The following is a 16,818-nucleotide window of genomic DNA, read 5'->3' as shown; positions in this document are numbered from 1 at the left end:
ACCCGCCATTGCTACCGACCGCCGTGCTGGTCCAAGGCTACGCGCTGGTACCGACAGCCCCCGGCGCCGACATGGCTCGGACGGTACCGATAGGCGACCGCGTCGGCGCTGGGAGGTCGAGTCCTTGGCTTCAGAGGACGGCTTGCTCCATGATCTCGGCGAGATCCTCGTGAGCGGCCAGTCTGCGAGCGAGATCGCGGAGTCCCCAGTCGGCAAGCTTTTCAGCGGCCCAGTAGGGACGATCGGAGTCCGGAAGAAAGGTGGTAATTAAAATGGATAGGCGCCCATCTGGATCAAGTCCAGCCACGGCAAACTTCGTCTTATTGCCGATTATTTCCACCTCTTCGGGGGTCGTGCCCAGCGAAAGGGCGTAGGCGACGCCGAACTTGTAGCCCACGCCCTCGTTCGGGAATATGCCTTGGTCAACAAGCGCCTTGAGTGCGTTGTCGGCGTCTTGCCCCAGACCGATCTGCACCTTGTCATCGCTCACGATGCCCTCCCTATGCGCTCGATCACAACGTTCTCCGGATCCCGGTCGGGTCGTACGAGTCGATACTCGGCCCCAACGATGTCACCAACGATGCTTGCTGCCTCCTGCTCAGTAAGCTCCCCGGACTGAACAAAGAGTGAAGCCTGAGACCCGAGTTGCGGGATCCAAGTTCTCAGGACGTTGCTTCTGTGTTCCTTGTCGAGGCGACCAAGAGGGCTGTCGAGGATTACCGGTCCTCCGCGCACCGCCACGCGCTTTAGTGCACCAATGAACGCCAGAGCCAAGAGTTGCCGCCCACCTTCGCTCGTCTGGCGCTCACGTCCATGTGGATCAAGTAGCTGCATATCGAAGTCCGCGCCAATCTTGACCTCGCCGTACGCTTGCGGGTCGCGGATTAGTCGCTTGAACTGATCTGTGACGTCGGCCTGGACAGCCTCTCGGACACTATTGCGATATTCCTGAATTGAGTTGTCGAAGGCATCAGCCAGATAGCCGTAGAACGCGCTGAGCGCGGCTGGTTTCGGGTCGACTGAGGGGAGCCGACCAAGTTTCGTCGCTAGCTTCGCCAGATCCGCCTGAACGCCCTGAAAATCAAGGCTTCGCAACTCGATCTTGTTCCCGTGATCTTCTAGTTGCTGTTTCAAACTCTCGACCACCGCCGCCAAGCTCCGGATCGCCGGAGCACTGTGCTCCGCAAGGCGAACATTGATGTCATCGATTTCGCGCTGGGTTTCCGTCCGCCCCAGTCGAGCCCGATGAAGGCTGTTTACACGTTCTCGGTATAACTTCACCGTTCTGTCATCGAAAACCTTTTGCAGTTGGCGTTCACGTTCGATGATCGACAGCATATCTACGGCGTTACCGAGCGCCGCGAGTTCTGACCGCGTCGTTTCAAGGTCTGCGTAGACAGTGGCGTCGGGCGGCGGAAGTACTTGTCCACAAGCCTCACAACTCCCGCCATGGATTCGAGCCTCAAGGGTTCGGACCTTTAGCTGAAGGGCATCGTGGACTTCTCTCTGTGCCTGCGCATCTTCAAGCTCGGTCTTCGTTCGCGTGAGGGCTGCGGAAACCCCCTTAAGGGCTACAGAGAACCAGCCATCCGTAAGCAAACCCTGTAGTGCGATCTTCCCCGCTTCATCATCTTTCTTGAGATCCGCGAGCCGTGCCTCAAGGTGTTCAAGTTGCTTCGCGTCTTCCTTGAGAGCGTCTACGGAGCGGAGCTCCTCCGACTTTGTGGCGAGGTCCAACTTGACCCTGCCGAGACTCGCGTGGAGACCCGTGAGGTCCTTCTGGATGCTGATGGAGTTGCTGCTCAACCGTTTGTACTCGGCCTGGACCCGCGTACGCTCGTTTCCTGCTTTCATTGATTTGGCTGCTGCCAAACCTGCTGTTGTCGTCATTTCTGCGATGTCGTCGTAAGCGCGCTGTAGAGCGGGAACTCCCAAGACACGATCGATCGAGTTGCGGATTTCTCGGCGCTGATCGGTCGTCCGCAAGCGTTCGAAAAAGCGCTCTAGGAGTTCTCCATCGAACAAGAAGAAGTCAGCAATTTGAGGATGCAGGAGGTTCCCGATCTCCGCTGGAATCCGGTTCGCGGCAATCGCGTCTGAGTCGATGCGAAGGTCAGCTGCCTGTCTCGCAGCGCCGGTTGCGAAACCAGAGGCGGATCGATGCAAGTCGTAGTTTTTTCCGTTGGCTGAAAACCGGAGCGTCACGCTCATCTCGTCTTCGCCCTCGCGATGCGCTCGCCGGTTGAACCGGTTCTCGAGTTCAGTCGCAGTCGGCTGGGCTCCTCGTGCGCCATTCCATGTTCCGTATAGAGACCACCGCAACGCGTTGAACATCTGAGTCTTGCCGAGGGTGTTTTCGCCGTAGACCAACGTCAGCGGATGCTCGCCGGGCGCGGCGAATTCAAGATGGCTCTCTCCGTAGTATGGCCCGAAATTTCTTAGAGTCAGGCTAATGAGCTCGAGACTCATCTATTCACTCTCCGGTCGGAGATTCTGCGCCACAAGCTCACCGAGGGCAGCGATTTTCTGACGGAATTGGGCCCTATTCTCGTCGAACTGTGTCTTATACGCTGCTTCGACAGCGTCCTCGACGATGTCATCAGTGACGACAGAGGAGATGGTTGGGTGGTCGCGCCGGAAATCGCTACGGTGGACTACCGTCAAGAGTACCGCCTTTGCGCGCTCCTTTGGATCTTGCTGATCTCTTGAATACGCACTACTCATCCTCAAAACCTTCCAGTATCGCTGAAATTTCTGCTCCGAAGTCGGCACTTAGGGCCAACATGTGTTGAAGTTCAAAAGTTGGAGTCTCGTTACGAGCAAGCCTCGCGAATTCAAGCGCACGGAGCGCTTCGCCTCGCGTTAGGACTCCACCGGCCTTGTCGACCAGCAACATGTCGTGAACGGCAGCTGAATATTTGTCGGGGCTTGTGCGGAGAACACGTCCGCGCCGTTGGACGTACTCGCGCTCGACTGTCGAGCTGGCGATGACGAGAGCCTTGTCGCAGGCAGGGATATCGATGCCTTCATCGAGACATCGAATGGCTACCATGATGCCTCCGCGGCGCTCGAAACTGGCCATCACATCGTCGCGGCTGGAGGTCATCTGTGAGTGGTATTCCAACGCCGGCAGACCGCAACTGAGGCAGGCTTGGATCATCGCCTTGAGCTGTGTAGTGTCATCGCAATAGACCAGCCAGCGATCGCCTTCTTGAAACTCGGCCTGAAGTACGTCAAGGGCGGCCGGTACCTTCGCGTGTGCCTGCTTCAGGATTCGCGCTCGCCTAATTAGCAGCATCTTGAGGAACGAGTTAGACGAGTCTGCGTCGCGGTCGCGCGCCGCGATCTTCTTGATTTCTACCGTGAGTTTGTCGTACTGCTCCTGCTCTTGGTCGTCCAGTGAGGTTCTGTGGAGAAAGTAATCGTAGGGAACGAGCCGGCCAAGCATAATCGCTTCTGTGAGGCCAATTACTGGTTCAAGAACTGGACCATAGAATTCGAGGAGGCTTTGGGTTCCGCCTTCATCGAATTGGCGCGCGTACGTGGCGCTTAGTCCAAGGGTTGCCTTGAACGGCGCGTTCTGTAGGGCCTGAAGCACCGCTGGCGAGCCCGTTCGGTGCAGTTCATCGGCAACGAGCAGAAGTTCTGGCCTACGAGAGTCAATAGACTCCTGAAATTGGGGTGAAACAAAAGTCTTGTTGGTGGCCAGAACGAGCCGTGGCTGTCCATCCCTGGCATGGTCTGAAAGGATCCATCGAAGCTCTCCGCGCCATTCGGAATGTCCAGCGCCGGCAAGGATTAGATTCGCTTCCGGTAGTTCAGCCCTAATCTCTCTTGCCCACTGTTTGTGGAGATCAGCGCTCGGGACGATGACGACCGCTGCGCCACCTTGCTCATCAGCGGACCAGCGCCGGATACCCTCGATAGCGGTGATCGTCTTGCCTGCACCGGTGGCAAACGAGACTATTCCATGATGGTTGGTGGACTTCCAAGAATCGAGGACGTCCGCTTGAAATTCCATGAGCTTCTTCTTGCCAGAATCCGTGGTCGCGCGCAGTGATGTAGCGGCGAGAGCAGATTCTACGGAGTCGTGCGCGTTCTCGCGTAGTAGATCTAGTATCTCCTTATTGAGGCTGAGCACCTCAATCTCGCCTTCCCCGCCAGCCCAAAGCCGCTCGAAGTAGGCGGCGAGCCGCCGTACCCGGGCTAGGTCAGTGGTTCCTTCCCAGCTTGCAAAGACTTCGATAGATTCATGATTTGCACCCCAGCCGCTGAAGGTCTCGTTTGCCGATCCGATAAATGCCACGCGTCTGTCTTCTTCGTCCTGGAAGATTCCGACCTTGTCGTGGAAGATACCCGCGCCTGGCTGGAGGGCCACCCGAAGGTCTAGGACCCCGGTTGCAACCATAGTCGCGAGCAGCCGCGTCGGCGCCGCTGTCTCTTGCCGACCCAGCAGGAGGACCAGTTCATTTCGGAGGGCGCTTTCCCCTACCTCCTTCGCGGCTGCGCCCTCTGCGAGGGCCTGAACATCCTCCGACGAGAGGTGCGGCGAGGTGATCAGTCGGATCGTTCCGCCGGCGGCGATAAATCGGGCGTAAGCGGCGCTCGTGACCGCGTAAAGCGCGCTACTGAAGTATCCAGTTGCCCGGTCGTAACGGCTTGCGTTTTTGAGGCAGGGCACGTAGAAGTCGTCAAGAAGCGAGTCCTGGCCGGTGGCGTAGTGCGGCTTCAGGCTCTGGAGGTCGCGGAGCATGTCTACTTTGACCTTGCCGCGTCTCCGAGATGTTGGGCTTCACTCACGTGCGATGCCATGGTGCTCCTCCGTCGGGCGTCTGGCGTGAGTATGGCAGCCTCACGTCGGTTTGTTCGCGACTGAAACGCCAACTCCCGGGCCGGATGAGGTGTCTGGTCGGCCTAGCGGTAGCTGCGAGCGAGCCAGCGATGCTGGTTGGCGTCCCGCAGCGTGAATTTGAGGCAGGACGCCCTGCGATTCGTCGCCTCCGCGAAGCGCGGATGGCTTCAGGCCTCGTTCTATGGCGCGACCATCACCCGCATCTGAATCATCGGGATGGGCTCGTCGGATCGGCGCTCGGCCTCGACGCTTCGACGATCCGTGGGGTCTTGGGGAGCGGTGCCGGATGAGTGGATGGCCCCATTCTTCTTCGCTCAGTGCTCGGTTCGGCGAGACGCTCCGCAGCATGGCCACCAGGATTCTTAGTCCACTGCTGGAGCGCGCGCGCGAGTTCTCTACGCACGACATGTTCGGGGATGCGGGTGTGGAGGGCTATGCGAGATGTGCCGGGGCCCCAAGCGTATGGGGGGGTGGACGCGAGCACTTGCGCCGATCCCCTGACAGCCTCCAGTCCAGTGGCGCTGCCCAGGTTTTCGGTGATGAGGATTTCAGCGAGGTCGGTTGTGCTTCGAAGTGCTGCTCGAAGGTTGGCTGCACCTGAGCCCTCGAGCAGGCTCGCGGGGTCCCAGCCGGCGGGTAGGAGGGTCGCGGCTGGGGCGAGACCGTGCTGGGCGAGCAGCCAGTAGTCGCGCTCAGCGGCGAGGCGGCCGGCTAGGTCGGCGTCGGTAGCAACGAGGGTTGATGCGCCATTTCTGTGCACCAATGCTGCGAGCTCTCTGGCCTGCTCATTGGTAAGGGACGTTCCGAGCGGCGCTACGCCTACGAAGCGACTCCCACCTGCGAGCGCGACAGCGACGGCGTCAACCGGCCCTTCGACGAGAACGGGCGCGGCGCCCGATTCGAGGCGGTCGGCGCGGACGGTGTAGAGCTGCGCGCCCTTGTGGAACAGCACCGAATTCGGAGTGTTCAGGTACTTCGGCCCGCCCGTTTGGTCGGTCGCCTCGGGGTGGCGCCGGCCGACGAAGCCGAGTGGTTCGAGCTCGCCGTCGGCGGCGAGGCGGGTGATCGGGAAGACGAGGCGGTCGCGGAAGCGGTCGATGAGGCGACCGGTTCGCGCGACGCTGGCCAGGCCGGACTCGGTGAGCTCCAGGTCGGTGACGCCCTGGCGGTGTAGGTGGTCGACGAGTCGGGTCCAGCCGGCCGGGGCGTATCCGGGGAGCACGTACGGGTCGCCTGTGAGGTCGGTGCGGAGCCGTTCGGTCAGGTAGCGCTGGGCCCAGGAGTCGGGGAATTGGCGCACGTAGAAGTCGGTGGCCAGGCGGTTGAGCTCGAGGATGCGGGCCGGGCTGACGGGGGCCATGGCGGCGTCGAACTCCCGCGCTGCCTGCGCGTCGACCATCCGGTCGGTGGGCGGCAGCGTGGTGGCGTGGGCTCGCGCGGCCGCCGCGAGGGTGAGGAAGGCCTCGACGAAGGCGGGGTCGTCGAAGGGATCCGTCGTGTCGGGCTCGTCCGGCTCGGGCGCGAACCGGTCGTCCTGGGTCTGGTCGACCGCGGGCAACAGGTGCTGCCACTCGTTGTCAGTGAGGGCAACGAGCCCGTGTTGCGGGTCGTCTTGCCCGAACGGGTCGACCTCGTCGCCACCAAGTGTGAACCCTTGTCGGTACCGCTCGGAGCTCTCTCCGACGGGGTCGGTCAGGACGGAGATCCGCCAGACGAGTGCCTGGCACGGGTCGACGTCGTCGTCGACGATCGGAGCTGCGAACAGGCACTCGAGGGTGTTGCCGCGGGCGATGGCGTGGTCGACGCTGGTGACCAGCGCTGGCCACCACGGGCTGGCCTGCAGCATGTCGGCGGTGTCCGGGCCGACGAGGTCGGCGAGGCGGGGAGTCCACGCGGTCGTGAGGTGCTGGTCGGACTCGGCCTGTGCTGCGACCGCGGGAGACAGGCGCCCGGTGATGCGCCACCACAGGGCCGCCGCGGCGTGGTCGTCGGGAAGGCCGCCGTCGGCCAGCGCGCTGCGCACGATTTGCGGTGCGTTGAGGCCGGCGCGCGCCAGGGCCGACAGTCGCTCGGCGAGCACAGGCATGAAGGCGTCGTGTCGGTCATCGGTGAGCGCGCGGTCGAGCAGGGGCTGCCACTCGGCGAGGGCCGGGGTGTGCTGGGTGGCGAGGCGGGTGTCGAGCGTCTGCTGGTAACGGGCGGCGGCCTTGCCAAGATGCGGAGCACCGGTGGGGCGCCGGTCGCTGTCCGGCACGCCGGTGGCTGCGCGCCATACGGAGACCTGGACGAGCAGGTCGTCGTCGGGGCGGTGCTGCCCGGTGCGGGCCCACTGCGGCATCGAGTCGCCTGATTGCGCCTGCTCGGTGACCTGCTGGCCGAGGTCGCGTACCTGCGCGGCGCGCGCTGCCAGGTACGGACCCCACTGGGGGTCTTCGCCAAGCGCTGCGGGGATGCTGGGCAGCCAGGGCAGCGGGCCGGTGCCGGCGTTGCGCAGGCCGGTGTCGTCCAGTCGCCAGTCGAGCACGGCGGCGACGTCGTCGGCGGTGTCGAGCTCGCGCGCATCCGCGGCGGCGCGCAGGTGCGCGACGGGGTCGCCCTCTTGTGCTGCGAGCAGGAGCAGGTGTGCACGCAGGGTCGGCCAGGCGGCGGCCCGGGTCAGCTCGGGCACGACCAGGTCCGCTGCACGGTCCAGGCGTTCGACCTGCTGGGGTCCGAGCAACTGCTCGGCGCCGACGTACAGCGAGTCGACGTACCGGGCAGCCGCCTGGCTCAGCAGGGTGGTGGGGTCGTCGGCGACGCGGCGGGTGGTGTGCGCCGACTTGGCGGACTCGTCGCGGGCCAGAATCCGCTCGAGAAGGTCGGTCGCGGTGAGCGGCTGGACGTAGTCGGGGCGGATGACATTGTGCTCGTCGCCGTCGCCGACGACCTCCAGGTAGAGGTGGTTGGCGGCCTTGCCGCGGGTGACGGCGGTGTAGGTGAGCTGCCGCGACTCCTGCCCGGTCAGCAGGGTGTGGCTGGTATCCGCTGTGACGCCTTGAGCGGTGTGGATCGTGGTGGCGTAGCCGAGGCCGACTGCGGTGCGCACGTAGTCGGCCGGCAGGTCGACGCTGCAGCCGCTGGTGGTGTGCCGGACGGTCAGTGCCCCGGTGGAGTGGACGGCGGTGACGTGCCACCGGTCGCCGTTCTTGACCCAGTCGGTGCCGGTCACGCGCAGCTGCCTGTTGTTGGCCCGGGTGATGACGGTGTCGCCAGCCGAGGCGGTCGACCCGTCGGCCAGGGACACGGTGCGCTCCGGGGTCTGGCCGGCGAGCCGGTGGGCGCGGGCTCGATCGTTCAGTTCGCCGACGAGCTCGCGGGTCGGGGCGAGCATGACCGCGTCGCGGCCGGCCTCGCGGTCGGTGCGCCAGGCGTCAAAGACGTCGTCGGTCAGGGTGGTGAGGTCTCCGACGTGGATTCGGTGGGCGTCGAGGTAGAAACCGAGCGACTCGGTCAGCCCGTCGCGCAGGGCCAGGGAGGCGGCGCCTTCGGCCGGGTCGGCGAAGCGCATCAGCTCGGTGAGGTGCAGTGCGCCGTGGGTGGCGCGTACATCGCGCAGCACTCCTCCCGCGCCGACGGCGGACAGCTGCTGGTCGTCGCCGACCAGGCGCACCGACCCGCCGCGCGCGGTGACGAACTCGATCAGGCGGTCCAGCGAGAGGGTGTCGGCCATGCCTGCCTCGTCCACGACGACCAGGCTCGCCGGGCCGATGCGCCGCGCCCAGCCGGGCAGGTGCTCTGGGTCGTGGTCCAGGTGCCACAGGAGCTTGGCCATGGTGTCGGTGCGGGCGGCGATGGCTTCGCCCAGGACCGTCGCGGCAGTGGCGGACGGCGCCAGACCGACGACGTCTCCACCGCCGGCCGTCCACGCGGTGGCCAGGGCGCGCATGGCGGTCGTCTTGCCCGCTCCGGCCGGCGCGATTGCGAGCTGAACCCGAGCGCCGGAGGTGGCCATCTCGGTGACCAGCGACGCCTGCCCGGCGTTGAGCGGCAGGCCGTCCGCAGCCGACTGAGTGAGCGCCTGCCCGACGGCGGCGGCGGTGGCGCGGGTGCCGTCGTGCTGGCCGGCGTGGGCGACGATGCGCGCCTCGGCCGCGAGCAGGTCGGGGGAGGTGAACAGGGTAGATCCGGCGATCGTGTACACGCTCGAGCCGTCGCTGCGGCGCAACTCGGTGGGGGTCTCGATGTCCCGCTCGGAGCGGGTGAGTGGCACCGACCTGCGGGTCAGGACTTCGTCGACCAGCAGCCCGACGACTCGTTCGACGTCGCGCGTGCGCACGGCGACGCCGCGGACCCTGCGCTGGGCTTCGGCCTCGACGTGCCACCGCTGCCAGTAGGAGCGGTTCGCCTGGAGCGTGTTCTGGATGACGGCGGCGGTCTCGCGCACCCACGCCGCGTCGACCCGCCGGGTCGGGGCCTCGGCCGGGCGCAGGACCCGGCGCAGCATCGCCTGCACCCCACGCTCGCCGCCCAGGACACCCCGCGCCTGGGCCGCCCAGGTGGCGCGCTGCTCGGCGAGGCTGCGCGGTTCGGGCTTGCCTTGCCGGGTCTCCAGGGTTGCCTGCTGGGCCAGCTGCACGGACTCCACGGGTGTGGGCGGGCGACCGTGGGTGGCCTGGAAGGTGCTGGCCAGCTCGGCGCGGCGGACCTCGATGCTGGCTCGTCGGGTGGACCATCGGGAAGCCAGCGCGGGGTCGACGCCGACGATCTCGCGGACCGGGCGCTTGCGTGGGTCGTCGCCTGGGCGGACCTCGAACCGCAGGCCGAGGGTGTCGGTGAGGTGCCGCTCGAGCGCGGTGTTGTACGTCTCGGATGCCGCGACGGTGGCAGCGAAGATCAGCCGCCCATCGATGGCCAGCCATCGACCCATGTCGCGGGTCTGGACCTTGTTCGCGACCGCGACGTGGGTGTGCAGGTCGGGGTCACCGGCGCGGCTGTCACGGTGAGTGAAGGCGGTCGCGACCAGCCCGCGGCTCTCGACCTGCCGGACACCGTTGGTGCCCTCGCGGGTGAACAGCGCCGTGTTCTCGAGAAACGCCAGAGCGTCCTTGACCGCAGTCTGGTGGGCCCGCTCGATCGCGGCCGCGATCGGTCGGTCGGCGATCGCCCACAGCGTGCTCACGCTCTTGACCGGGGAGAACGTCAGGTCGTACCCGGCCACGGCGTTGGTGCGCGGGCGGGAGTGCTTGGCGATCGTGGCCGCGAGCTCACGGGCGTCGGCGGGCTCGCGGCCGTGCTCCTCGCGGAACAGCTCGGCCGCAACCTGGGTTCGGATGCGAGCCCGGTCGGCCAGCGGCACCGGGTCGGCGGAGCGCCGCCCGTTGCTGGCGTTGAGGGCGGCAATCTCCTTCGCCACTCGGATGCGGAAGGCCGAGGTGTCGTTCGCGTAGACCCGGAACGGGGTGCCCAACCAGGTGGCGGTCTCCTGCTCGCGCTCGCTGAGCCCGGTTTCGGCGGCGGCGGCGCGCAGCTGCTCGGCCAGCGGATGCTTTCCTGCACCGAACAGGTTGCGCAGCTGCTCGGCGGTGACCTCGTCGCCCTCGTCCAGCCCGTCGATTCCGACGAGGCCAGACCCGATCCACGTGCCCGGGGCCTCGCCCCTGGCCGCGTAGTAGGACGCCAGGCTTGTGTGGCCCTTCTCGGTCGCGTCGTGAACCGCGACCTGGCGAGTCAGGTAGTCGTACCCGCTCCCGGCCGTCAGCTTGTGGATCGACATCGTCACACCTCCCGAAGGCAACTGAAGTGGCCCTGGCGATCGGTGGAGGAGGCGTCGAATTCCGGCAATGCAAGAGGTGTGTGGGGCAGTGCTTTGGGGTTTTCGGGTCGTGTCGGAGCGGTGCTGTGGTCGGTCGTCGTCGTGGAGGGGGACGACGTCGGCATTGCGCGGGCTACGTGGTGAGCGCGTGAGGGCTCGGGTCGGCCTTCGGAGGTGAGGTCAAACGAGAAGGGGAGTTGCGATGGTGGATCAGACGGCGAGGCAGCGGGCACGGCGCACGGCGCTGGATGCGCAGGCGCGGATGCGAGCGCGGCGGGCGGAGCAGGAGCGGCGGCGCGACGCACTGGGGGTCGAGGTCATCACGGCGCTGGCCGAGCGCGACGCGGTGGTCTCGGTGTGCGAGGCGCGCGCCGGGGCGGCGCTGGTCAAGCTGACCGAGCGGGAAGGACTGAACCTGACCGAGGCGGTCGAGTGGTGCGGCGGCGCGGAACTGCTGACCGTGCGCGAGGCAGCGCGGCTTCGGCAGCTGTCGCAGCCGGCGGCCGTCATAGCGCCAGTGCGGGGGACTCGGACGACGAGCGCGGACGCGACCACCGAGGGTGCTCGGGACGCTGGGGCGGGCGACGGTGGTTCGGGTGGCGACCGTGCGGCTCGGTGAGGCCGGATCGGCGGCGCTCGCGGCCGGGTGCGCGTCACCTGAGGTCGTCGCGCGGTACCGGGCGAAGTTGGTTCAGGTCGACGGCAGCGGGTGCCAGTGGTGGACCGGCGCGGTGAGCGGACGAGGGCACGGCCGGTTCTGGCTCGCGCGGGGGCGGGTGCTCGTGGCGCACCGGTTCGCGTTCGCGCTGGCGAACGGTGTGGCGGCGCTGGCGGCGGCCGAGGTGCTCGGGCACCGGTGCGACAACCCGTTGTGCCAGCGGGTGGGGCCGGGGCACGTGGTTACGTCGTCGTATGTGGAGAACCGGCGGGAGTGGGCGGCGCGACGAGACGTGACCGGCTCGCCGCTGGGTGACGTGCGCGGGTCTCGTCGTCGGGCGCGCGAACTGCGGGACCTAGCCCGCACCGATCCGGCGTTGGTGGCGGCCGACCTGGTGCGGCTGCGGCGGGTGTTCGGTGAGCAGCCGTCGCTGTGGTGACGCGCGACCGCGCCCGGCACCGGGGAAGTGTGCCGGGCGCGGTCGGGGTCGATCAGGCCGGGGAAAGTGCGGCCCAGGCGCGGGCCTTGAGTCGGGCGGGCTCCTCGGTGGTCAGCAGCCGCACCGCGCGTGCGGCGGCGGGGTCGAGCCGGGCGCGCACCGGGGCGAAGTGGTCGACGTACTCGGCCACTGCTTGGTAGGCGCCCCACGCCGTGCCATGGATGCCGGTCTGGGTGTCGGCGTCGTGCCACAGGTGGGCCAGGGTCTGCTGGCGCTGGGTGTGGGTGTGTCGCACGCGGGTGGGCGCGTCGGCGGCCGGGGCGGGGAACAGGTCAGCGACCAGGTCGAAGAACTGCGAGTCCGTGGTCGTGGTGTTGATCAACCGTTCGGCCTCGGCCTGGAAGGCCTCGACGTACGCGAACGTCAGACCGAGCGAGTCGCGGGCCGCCTGAACGGCGGCCTTGGCATTGCGGGTGTGGCGGATCGACCAGGACGACACGTGGTCGCGCAGAGCCGCGCTCTGGGTATTCGCGCACACGACGCGGACCGGGGTCACCAGGACGCGGAAGGCGCTGGTGCCGTCGTGGCTGTTGAGGGCGGCGATGTTGAGGTCGACGCGGTCGGTGCCACCGATGCTCAGGTGCTGCGGCAAGCGCATGGTGACGAAGACCTGACGGCCGCCGCGCAGCGATCCGGCGGTGTCGAAGACCGCGCCAGACGCGTCGGCCAGGGTGTTGAGGAACTCCGCGTGCTTCTCGTTCTGCAGCGGGGTGTACCCGGCGCCGACGACGCCGAGCGCTTCGGGGGCGCCGGTGAACGGGTTGGTCCGCACGGTGGCGAAGCCGGGCACGTCCAGGGTGGTCACGCCATCGGCGCCGACCTCGGAGGCGGTCAGCGGGACCTTGCGCACCTGCCACCCGCCCAGGTGCCCGAGGGTCATCGCGTCCTCGGCGGTGAATGCCTCGCCGGCGACGGTGGTGCCGAGGCGGTGCCACGGGTCGGTGCGGGCGAACAGGGCGGCGGCCTGGCGGCCGTGGGTCTCGATCTCGTGGGCCATGACGGGTGTCCCTTCCTGGGTGGTTGACCTGACAAGATCAATCTATTTGATCTATTCGACTGGCGGGAGTTGTCCACCGGGGCAACTCCCGCCAGTCGTGATCCGTGGGGCTGTGGACTAGCCGGCCGCGACGTCGTGGTCCGGCTCGTTGGCGTCGTCGGCCTCGTCGTTCTCGGCGGGACCTGTCAGCAACTGCTCGACGTCGCTGGCGGGGTAGCCCCAGCTGATGAACGCGGCCATGATCGCGGCGTCGTACGCGCCGGGGTTGCGCCAGGTGGGCACGCCGCTGCGCGCCTCCCATGCGGCCAGGACGGCGGCGAGGGTGCGCATCGTCGCGGCGGCGGGCGTGCTGGCCTGGTCCAGGACGCGGGCTGCGACCTGGGCGCCGAACTGGTAGCCGCCGCCGTCGGCGGGGCGCAGGCCGAGCAGGTCACCGAGCAGATCGTGCCCGTTGCTCAGAGCGTGCGTCAGGCTGTACTGCCGCTCGAGCACGGCGCGGGCGATGAGGATCTCGGCACCCTTGGGGACCTGGCGACGGGCCAGGAGCGAGGCCAGCCACTGGCGGCGCACGACCTCGGCGGAGCGCCACGCGGCGTTGTTGGCCAGCACCCGGCGCCGCTCGGCGGACTCGGCCTCGCGGCGGGCCTGCTCGGCCTGCTCCCGGGCGGCGCGCTCGTCGTCGCTGTCGGCGGCGGGCAGGGCATCGCGTGGGGGTGCGCCGTCCCAGTAGTGATGCAGCCCGGCGCCTGTCGGGTCGGTGCATACCCACACCGGCACATAGGCCTTGCGGAGCTCGGTCGAGTCCTGATCGTCGTCGTCCCCCTCGTCGTCGGGGCTGGCGTCCTCGGGGTCGTCGTGCCGCCACTCGACGGTGACGACGACGGCCGCGCCGGGCGTGCTTGCCCACGCCTCGGCAGGGACCGCCTGGCCGTCCTGGTCGCGCAGATCCTCGAAAGCCAGCCGCCGGAAGCCCGAGGGCATGTCGGCGGGGTCGAGGACCGGCAGCCCGTCGGCGCGCAAGCGCTCGACCTCGGCGCGCAGTGCGGTGCGCTCGGTGCGCTCGTCGCGCAGTCGCTGGGCGATGTGCACTAGCCGGGGCCGCTCCCACTGGCTCTCCCACGCGCTCTCCAGAGCCGCGACGGCGTCGGGGTCGTCCTCGAACTCGGCGAAGATCGCGGCCTGCTCCAGGGTCATGTCGTGGGTGTCCATCCGTTCCTTGCTGGCCTGGTGCTCGGCGACGCTCAACGCGTTGTCCACGACCAGGCGGGGCAAGGATGTGCGCTTGACGATCTGCGCGACCGACACACCCAGCAGCGCGAGCTGCTCGACACCGTCGCGAGCCTCGCGCTCGTGCATGTCGGCGCGGTGAAGGTTCTCCACCAACTGATCGGTGATGCGGTCTGCCTCCTCCGGGGTCGCGACGACCCGGACCGGCACAGTGCCAGACGGGGTGCCCACCAGCGCGGCGACCAGCGCCCGTCGCTGCCCGCGCAGGACACGCAGGCCACCCTGCTCGTCGACGTGCGCATCGATCGCGACGATCACGCCGCGCGCCCGGACCGAGGCGGCGAAGTCCTTCGCGTCAGGCCGGGTGTCCTTGCGCACGTTCGTCCCTATCCGCAGGTCGCCCGGCGTGACCTCGTACACGCGACCGACCTCGTAGACCGGCGCTTCTGCAGTGGTGCTCATCGCTGCTCCTCGGTATCGAATAGATCAAACTGACATGCCCTATGCTTCCGAAATGAGTCGTTCCGTGGTGTCGCTCAGCCGTCGTTGTGGACGGACTTGGCTGTGCGCGGCCGCTGTGGACAGAGGAGGCCCCGGCCGCTCCTTCCGGCGCTCGGTCGTCGCGACCAACCGTCAATGCAGCTGGGTGTTAGCCCTGGTCGTGAGCTGATGAGCGAATCTCGAGTAGCGACCGGGGCGTGGTGGGACCCGCAGATGTGGGCGCGTGCCCGAGCGGCCTACGTGTACGACCTCGACCATCACGCCAACGCGCCCGCCGGATTCATCCAGTGGCTGCACTGGGTTCTGGAGGCCCACGTGGCGCGCGGCACTCAGGGACGCGCAGCGCTCGCCGTCCCACCGCGGGCCGTCATCACCGCGACCGCCGGCCTCAACCGGCACCACTCGCTGCGCGCGTCGACGCGGGCCGCGATGGAACAGGCCATCATCGACGACCGCCAGGCAGGTCGAATGCTGAGCCGGTCATCGTGGATCCACGAGGCCATCGCCGTTGCGGTCTCGGACGCCGAAAAGCGCGCCGGCGGCACCCTCGCTCCCGTGCCAGACGGTCAGCGACTGCCGAACCAGCCGGCCAAACCGTCCTGCTGAACTAGTCGATCAAGCCGCGTCCTGGGCTGCCGCTGGGCCTACTCGACGGCAAACCGTCGGCAAGTGGTCCAAACTGGTTGGGTGCGGACGAAGGATCTGGTGCTTGGCACAAGCTACGCGTGGAGTGAGGCACCACGGGATTCAAAGGCAGCTCTCTCCAAGGTCGTGTTCGTTGGTCCTGCCCGTGCGGGCAAGGTGAAGGTGCGCAGGGTTGTCGGCGACCTCGCTGGGCTCGAGGAGTGGGTGACTTCTCGGAGCGTCTTGTGTCGTTGGTCCGAGAGGGTGCGGTTTGAACGCGATCGAGACCGGCAGGACGCGCTTGATGCACTTGCGCGTTCAGAGCTGGATCGCGTTGTCGAGGATGCGATAAGTGCCGTCTTCGAGGCCACGGGGGACGAGACAGGGTTCCAGCGAACGTGGATCGTCAACCCCGAACGTGCACAGCGATTATGGATTCGGGCTGGGTTGACGGACGTTCCAATGAACGAACCGCAGGCTTTTTTGGACCGCTTCGGTGCCGCGCATCTCTCGCACCTCAGTGCGCTCAAGTTCGCTCGCGCATTCGCCGCAGCCGAGCCTGAGCCAGTCATGCACTACATCGAGGAGGCAGAAGATAAACTTCGCGCGGAGGGGTACCTTCCCGGGCACCGCTCGTCCCACTCCATTCTGCGGGAGCTTCGCCCAGGGCACGCGCTCGTTCGACAGTGGGCGGGGGCGGGGGAGGTCGGGTTGTTGCGGGATCAGATCCAGCGCCTTCAGAAGATCATCTTGCGCGCAATCGCCGAACTTCGCGCAGCAGGTAAGACTGGGCTGGCGAACAGTTTGGAGCGGGAACTGCGGGGACGTTAGTACCTGCCAACGTTGCTCTTCTGCGCGCAGAGAGCACTCAGTCGGCTCGGACGGTCCCAAGGACTCGTCGGTCGGCGAGGACGGCCGACCCGTCAGGTCGCTGGGCTACCCGGCCACCATTAGGGGCGCCATGATGGTGGAGCCCGGGGATCCCGAATTAGGCACAGTGGCGGATTGGCGAAACCTGGCGACAGCAGGGCATCCGACTGGACGCCTCAAGTATGGCGGCCGCGCCATGTTCAGGACACTGTGCGGGGAGCTCGGGCAGGCTGATAGGTCCGGATTGCTGTGGCTTTGGGTCGGTCACGTCACGGCTTGGATCCAGATTTTCGACCATACGCAGAAACGGGCGGGATACTTGAGGGCATGGACACTCTGAAGGTGCAGCTCGGCCCGCTCGACATCGACTTTCGCGGCACAACCGTCAACGTCACTCCGCACATGCTCGATGCCCTTGACCGGATACGGGCGGCACTAATCACCGTCGCCCAGCTCCGCGCGACGACCTCTTACAAGGGGCTCGCCGCGGCCACCGGTGGGGCCTACTCGGTTCGCGGCTTCGGTAAAGCCCTGGACGCCATCACCATCGACTGTCGCGACCGCAATGAACCGTCACTGGCCTCGCTCGTTGTGCATTCCGGCGGAGACAAGGAAGTCGGCGACGGCTTCAGGGGGAACGCGAAAGGGGAACGGGATCTCTGCTACGCCCAATGGGCCCTGTAGCGGCGACCGGGCAGGCCCTTTTGGAGCAGTGCCACTTGCCGCGACGGAGGAGCAGGGCCGCGCTTTGTCGGCGGACTTGAACAGCATTGGGCCGGTGCAGTCGAGCGCGCACACC

General features: G+C 67.0%; 11 protein-coding genes. 5 read left to right on the top strand and 6 right to left on the bottom strand.

Features of this window, described 5'->3' with window-relative positions; all coding sequences use genetic code 11:
* Nucleotides 1–130 precede the first annotated feature (130 nt).
* The 4 genes from EUA98_RS10810 to mobF form a co-directional block, all read right to left on the bottom strand.
* Entirely contained in the window at nt 131–490 is a 360-nt protein-coding gene (locus EUA98_RS10810) for a hypothetical protein (RefSeq protein WP_130102695.1), read from the bottom strand.
* Complete coding sequence (locus tag EUA98_RS10805) at nt 487–2,469, bottom strand: AAA family ATPase (RefSeq protein ID WP_130102694.1); 1,983 nt, start codon at nt 2,467–2,469, stop codon at nt 487–489. The genes EUA98_RS10810 and EUA98_RS10805 overlap by 4 nt, the downstream gene beginning before the upstream one ends.
* A 247-nt stretch (nt 2,470–2,716) precedes the next feature.
* Nucleotides 2,717–4,753 carry a DEAD/DEAH box helicase family protein gene (locus EUA98_RS10800; protein WP_130102693.1) on the bottom strand — a complete coding sequence of 679 codons (2,037 nt, stop codon included), beginning with the start codon at nt 4,751–4,753 and terminating at the stop codon, nt 2,717–2,719.
* A 307-nt stretch (nt 4,754–5,060) separates the two neighbouring features.
* Nucleotides 5,061–10,604 carry a MobF family relaxase gene (gene mobF, locus EUA98_RS10795; protein ID WP_130102692.1) on the bottom strand — a complete coding sequence of 1,848 codons (5,544 nt, stop codon included), beginning with the start codon at nt 10,602–10,604 and terminating at the stop codon, nt 5,061–5,063.
* A gap of 241 nt (nt 10,605–10,845) precedes the next feature.
* Here mobF and EUA98_RS10790 point away from each other — a divergent pair, with 241 nt between their 5' ends.
* Both EUA98_RS10790 and EUA98_RS10785 read left to right on the top strand, forming a co-directional pair.
* Nucleotides 10,846–11,262, top strand: a complete 417-nt coding sequence (locus EUA98_RS10790; RefSeq protein ID WP_130102691.1) for a hypothetical protein — start codon at nt 10,846–10,848, stop codon at nt 11,260–11,262.
* Nucleotides 11,240–11,740, top strand: coding sequence for a hypothetical protein (locus EUA98_RS10785; protein ID WP_130102690.1), 501 nt, complete (start codon nt 11,240–11,242; stop codon nt 11,738–11,740). The genes EUA98_RS10790 and EUA98_RS10785 overlap by 23 nt, the downstream gene beginning before the upstream one ends.
* Nucleotides 11,741–11,792: 52 nt before the next feature.
* Here the strand turns inward: EUA98_RS10785 and EUA98_RS10780 are convergent, their stop codons facing one another.
* Both EUA98_RS10780 and EUA98_RS10775 read right to left on the bottom strand, forming a co-directional pair.
* The gene (locus tag EUA98_RS10780; RefSeq protein ID WP_130102689.1) at nt 11,793–12,797 is read right to left on the bottom strand and encodes a DUF932 domain-containing protein; all 1,005 of its coding nucleotides are present in this window, start codon (nt 12,795–12,797) and stop codon (nt 11,793–11,795) included.
* A gap of 117 nt (nt 12,798–12,914) precedes the next feature.
* Nucleotides 12,915–14,486: a ParB/RepB/Spo0J family partition protein gene (locus EUA98_RS10775; protein WP_130102688.1), complete on the bottom strand. Its 1,572-nt coding sequence runs from the start codon at nt 14,484–14,486 to the stop codon at nt 12,915–12,917.
* Between the two features lie 207 nt (nt 14,487–14,693).
* Between EUA98_RS10775 and EUA98_RS10770 the strand changes: the two genes are divergently transcribed.
* From EUA98_RS10770 to EUA98_RS10760, 3 genes are all read left to right on the top strand, one after another.
* Nucleotides 14,694–15,131, top strand: coding sequence for a hypothetical protein (locus EUA98_RS10770; protein WP_130102687.1), 438 nt, complete (start codon nt 14,694–14,696; stop codon nt 15,129–15,131).
* An 81-nt stretch (nt 15,132–15,212) separates the two neighbouring features.
* Entirely contained in the window at nt 15,213–15,980 is a 768-nt protein-coding gene (locus tag EUA98_RS10765) for a hypothetical protein (RefSeq protein WP_130102686.1), read from the top strand.
* Between the two features lie 366 nt (nt 15,981–16,346).
* Nucleotides 16,347–16,703, top strand: coding sequence for a hypothetical protein (locus EUA98_RS10760; RefSeq protein ID WP_130102685.1), 357 nt, complete (start codon nt 16,347–16,349; stop codon nt 16,701–16,703).
* Nucleotides 16,704–16,818 lie beyond the last annotated feature (115 nt).

Source organism: Pengzhenrongella frigida (assembly GCF_004168625.1).
Classification (GTDB): domain Bacteria; phylum Actinomycetota; class Actinomycetes; order Actinomycetales; family Cellulomonadaceae; genus Pengzhenrongella; species Pengzhenrongella frigida.
The sequence above is the reverse complement of the archived record's forward strand: the minus strand, read 5'-3'. Positions and strand labels throughout refer to the sequence as shown.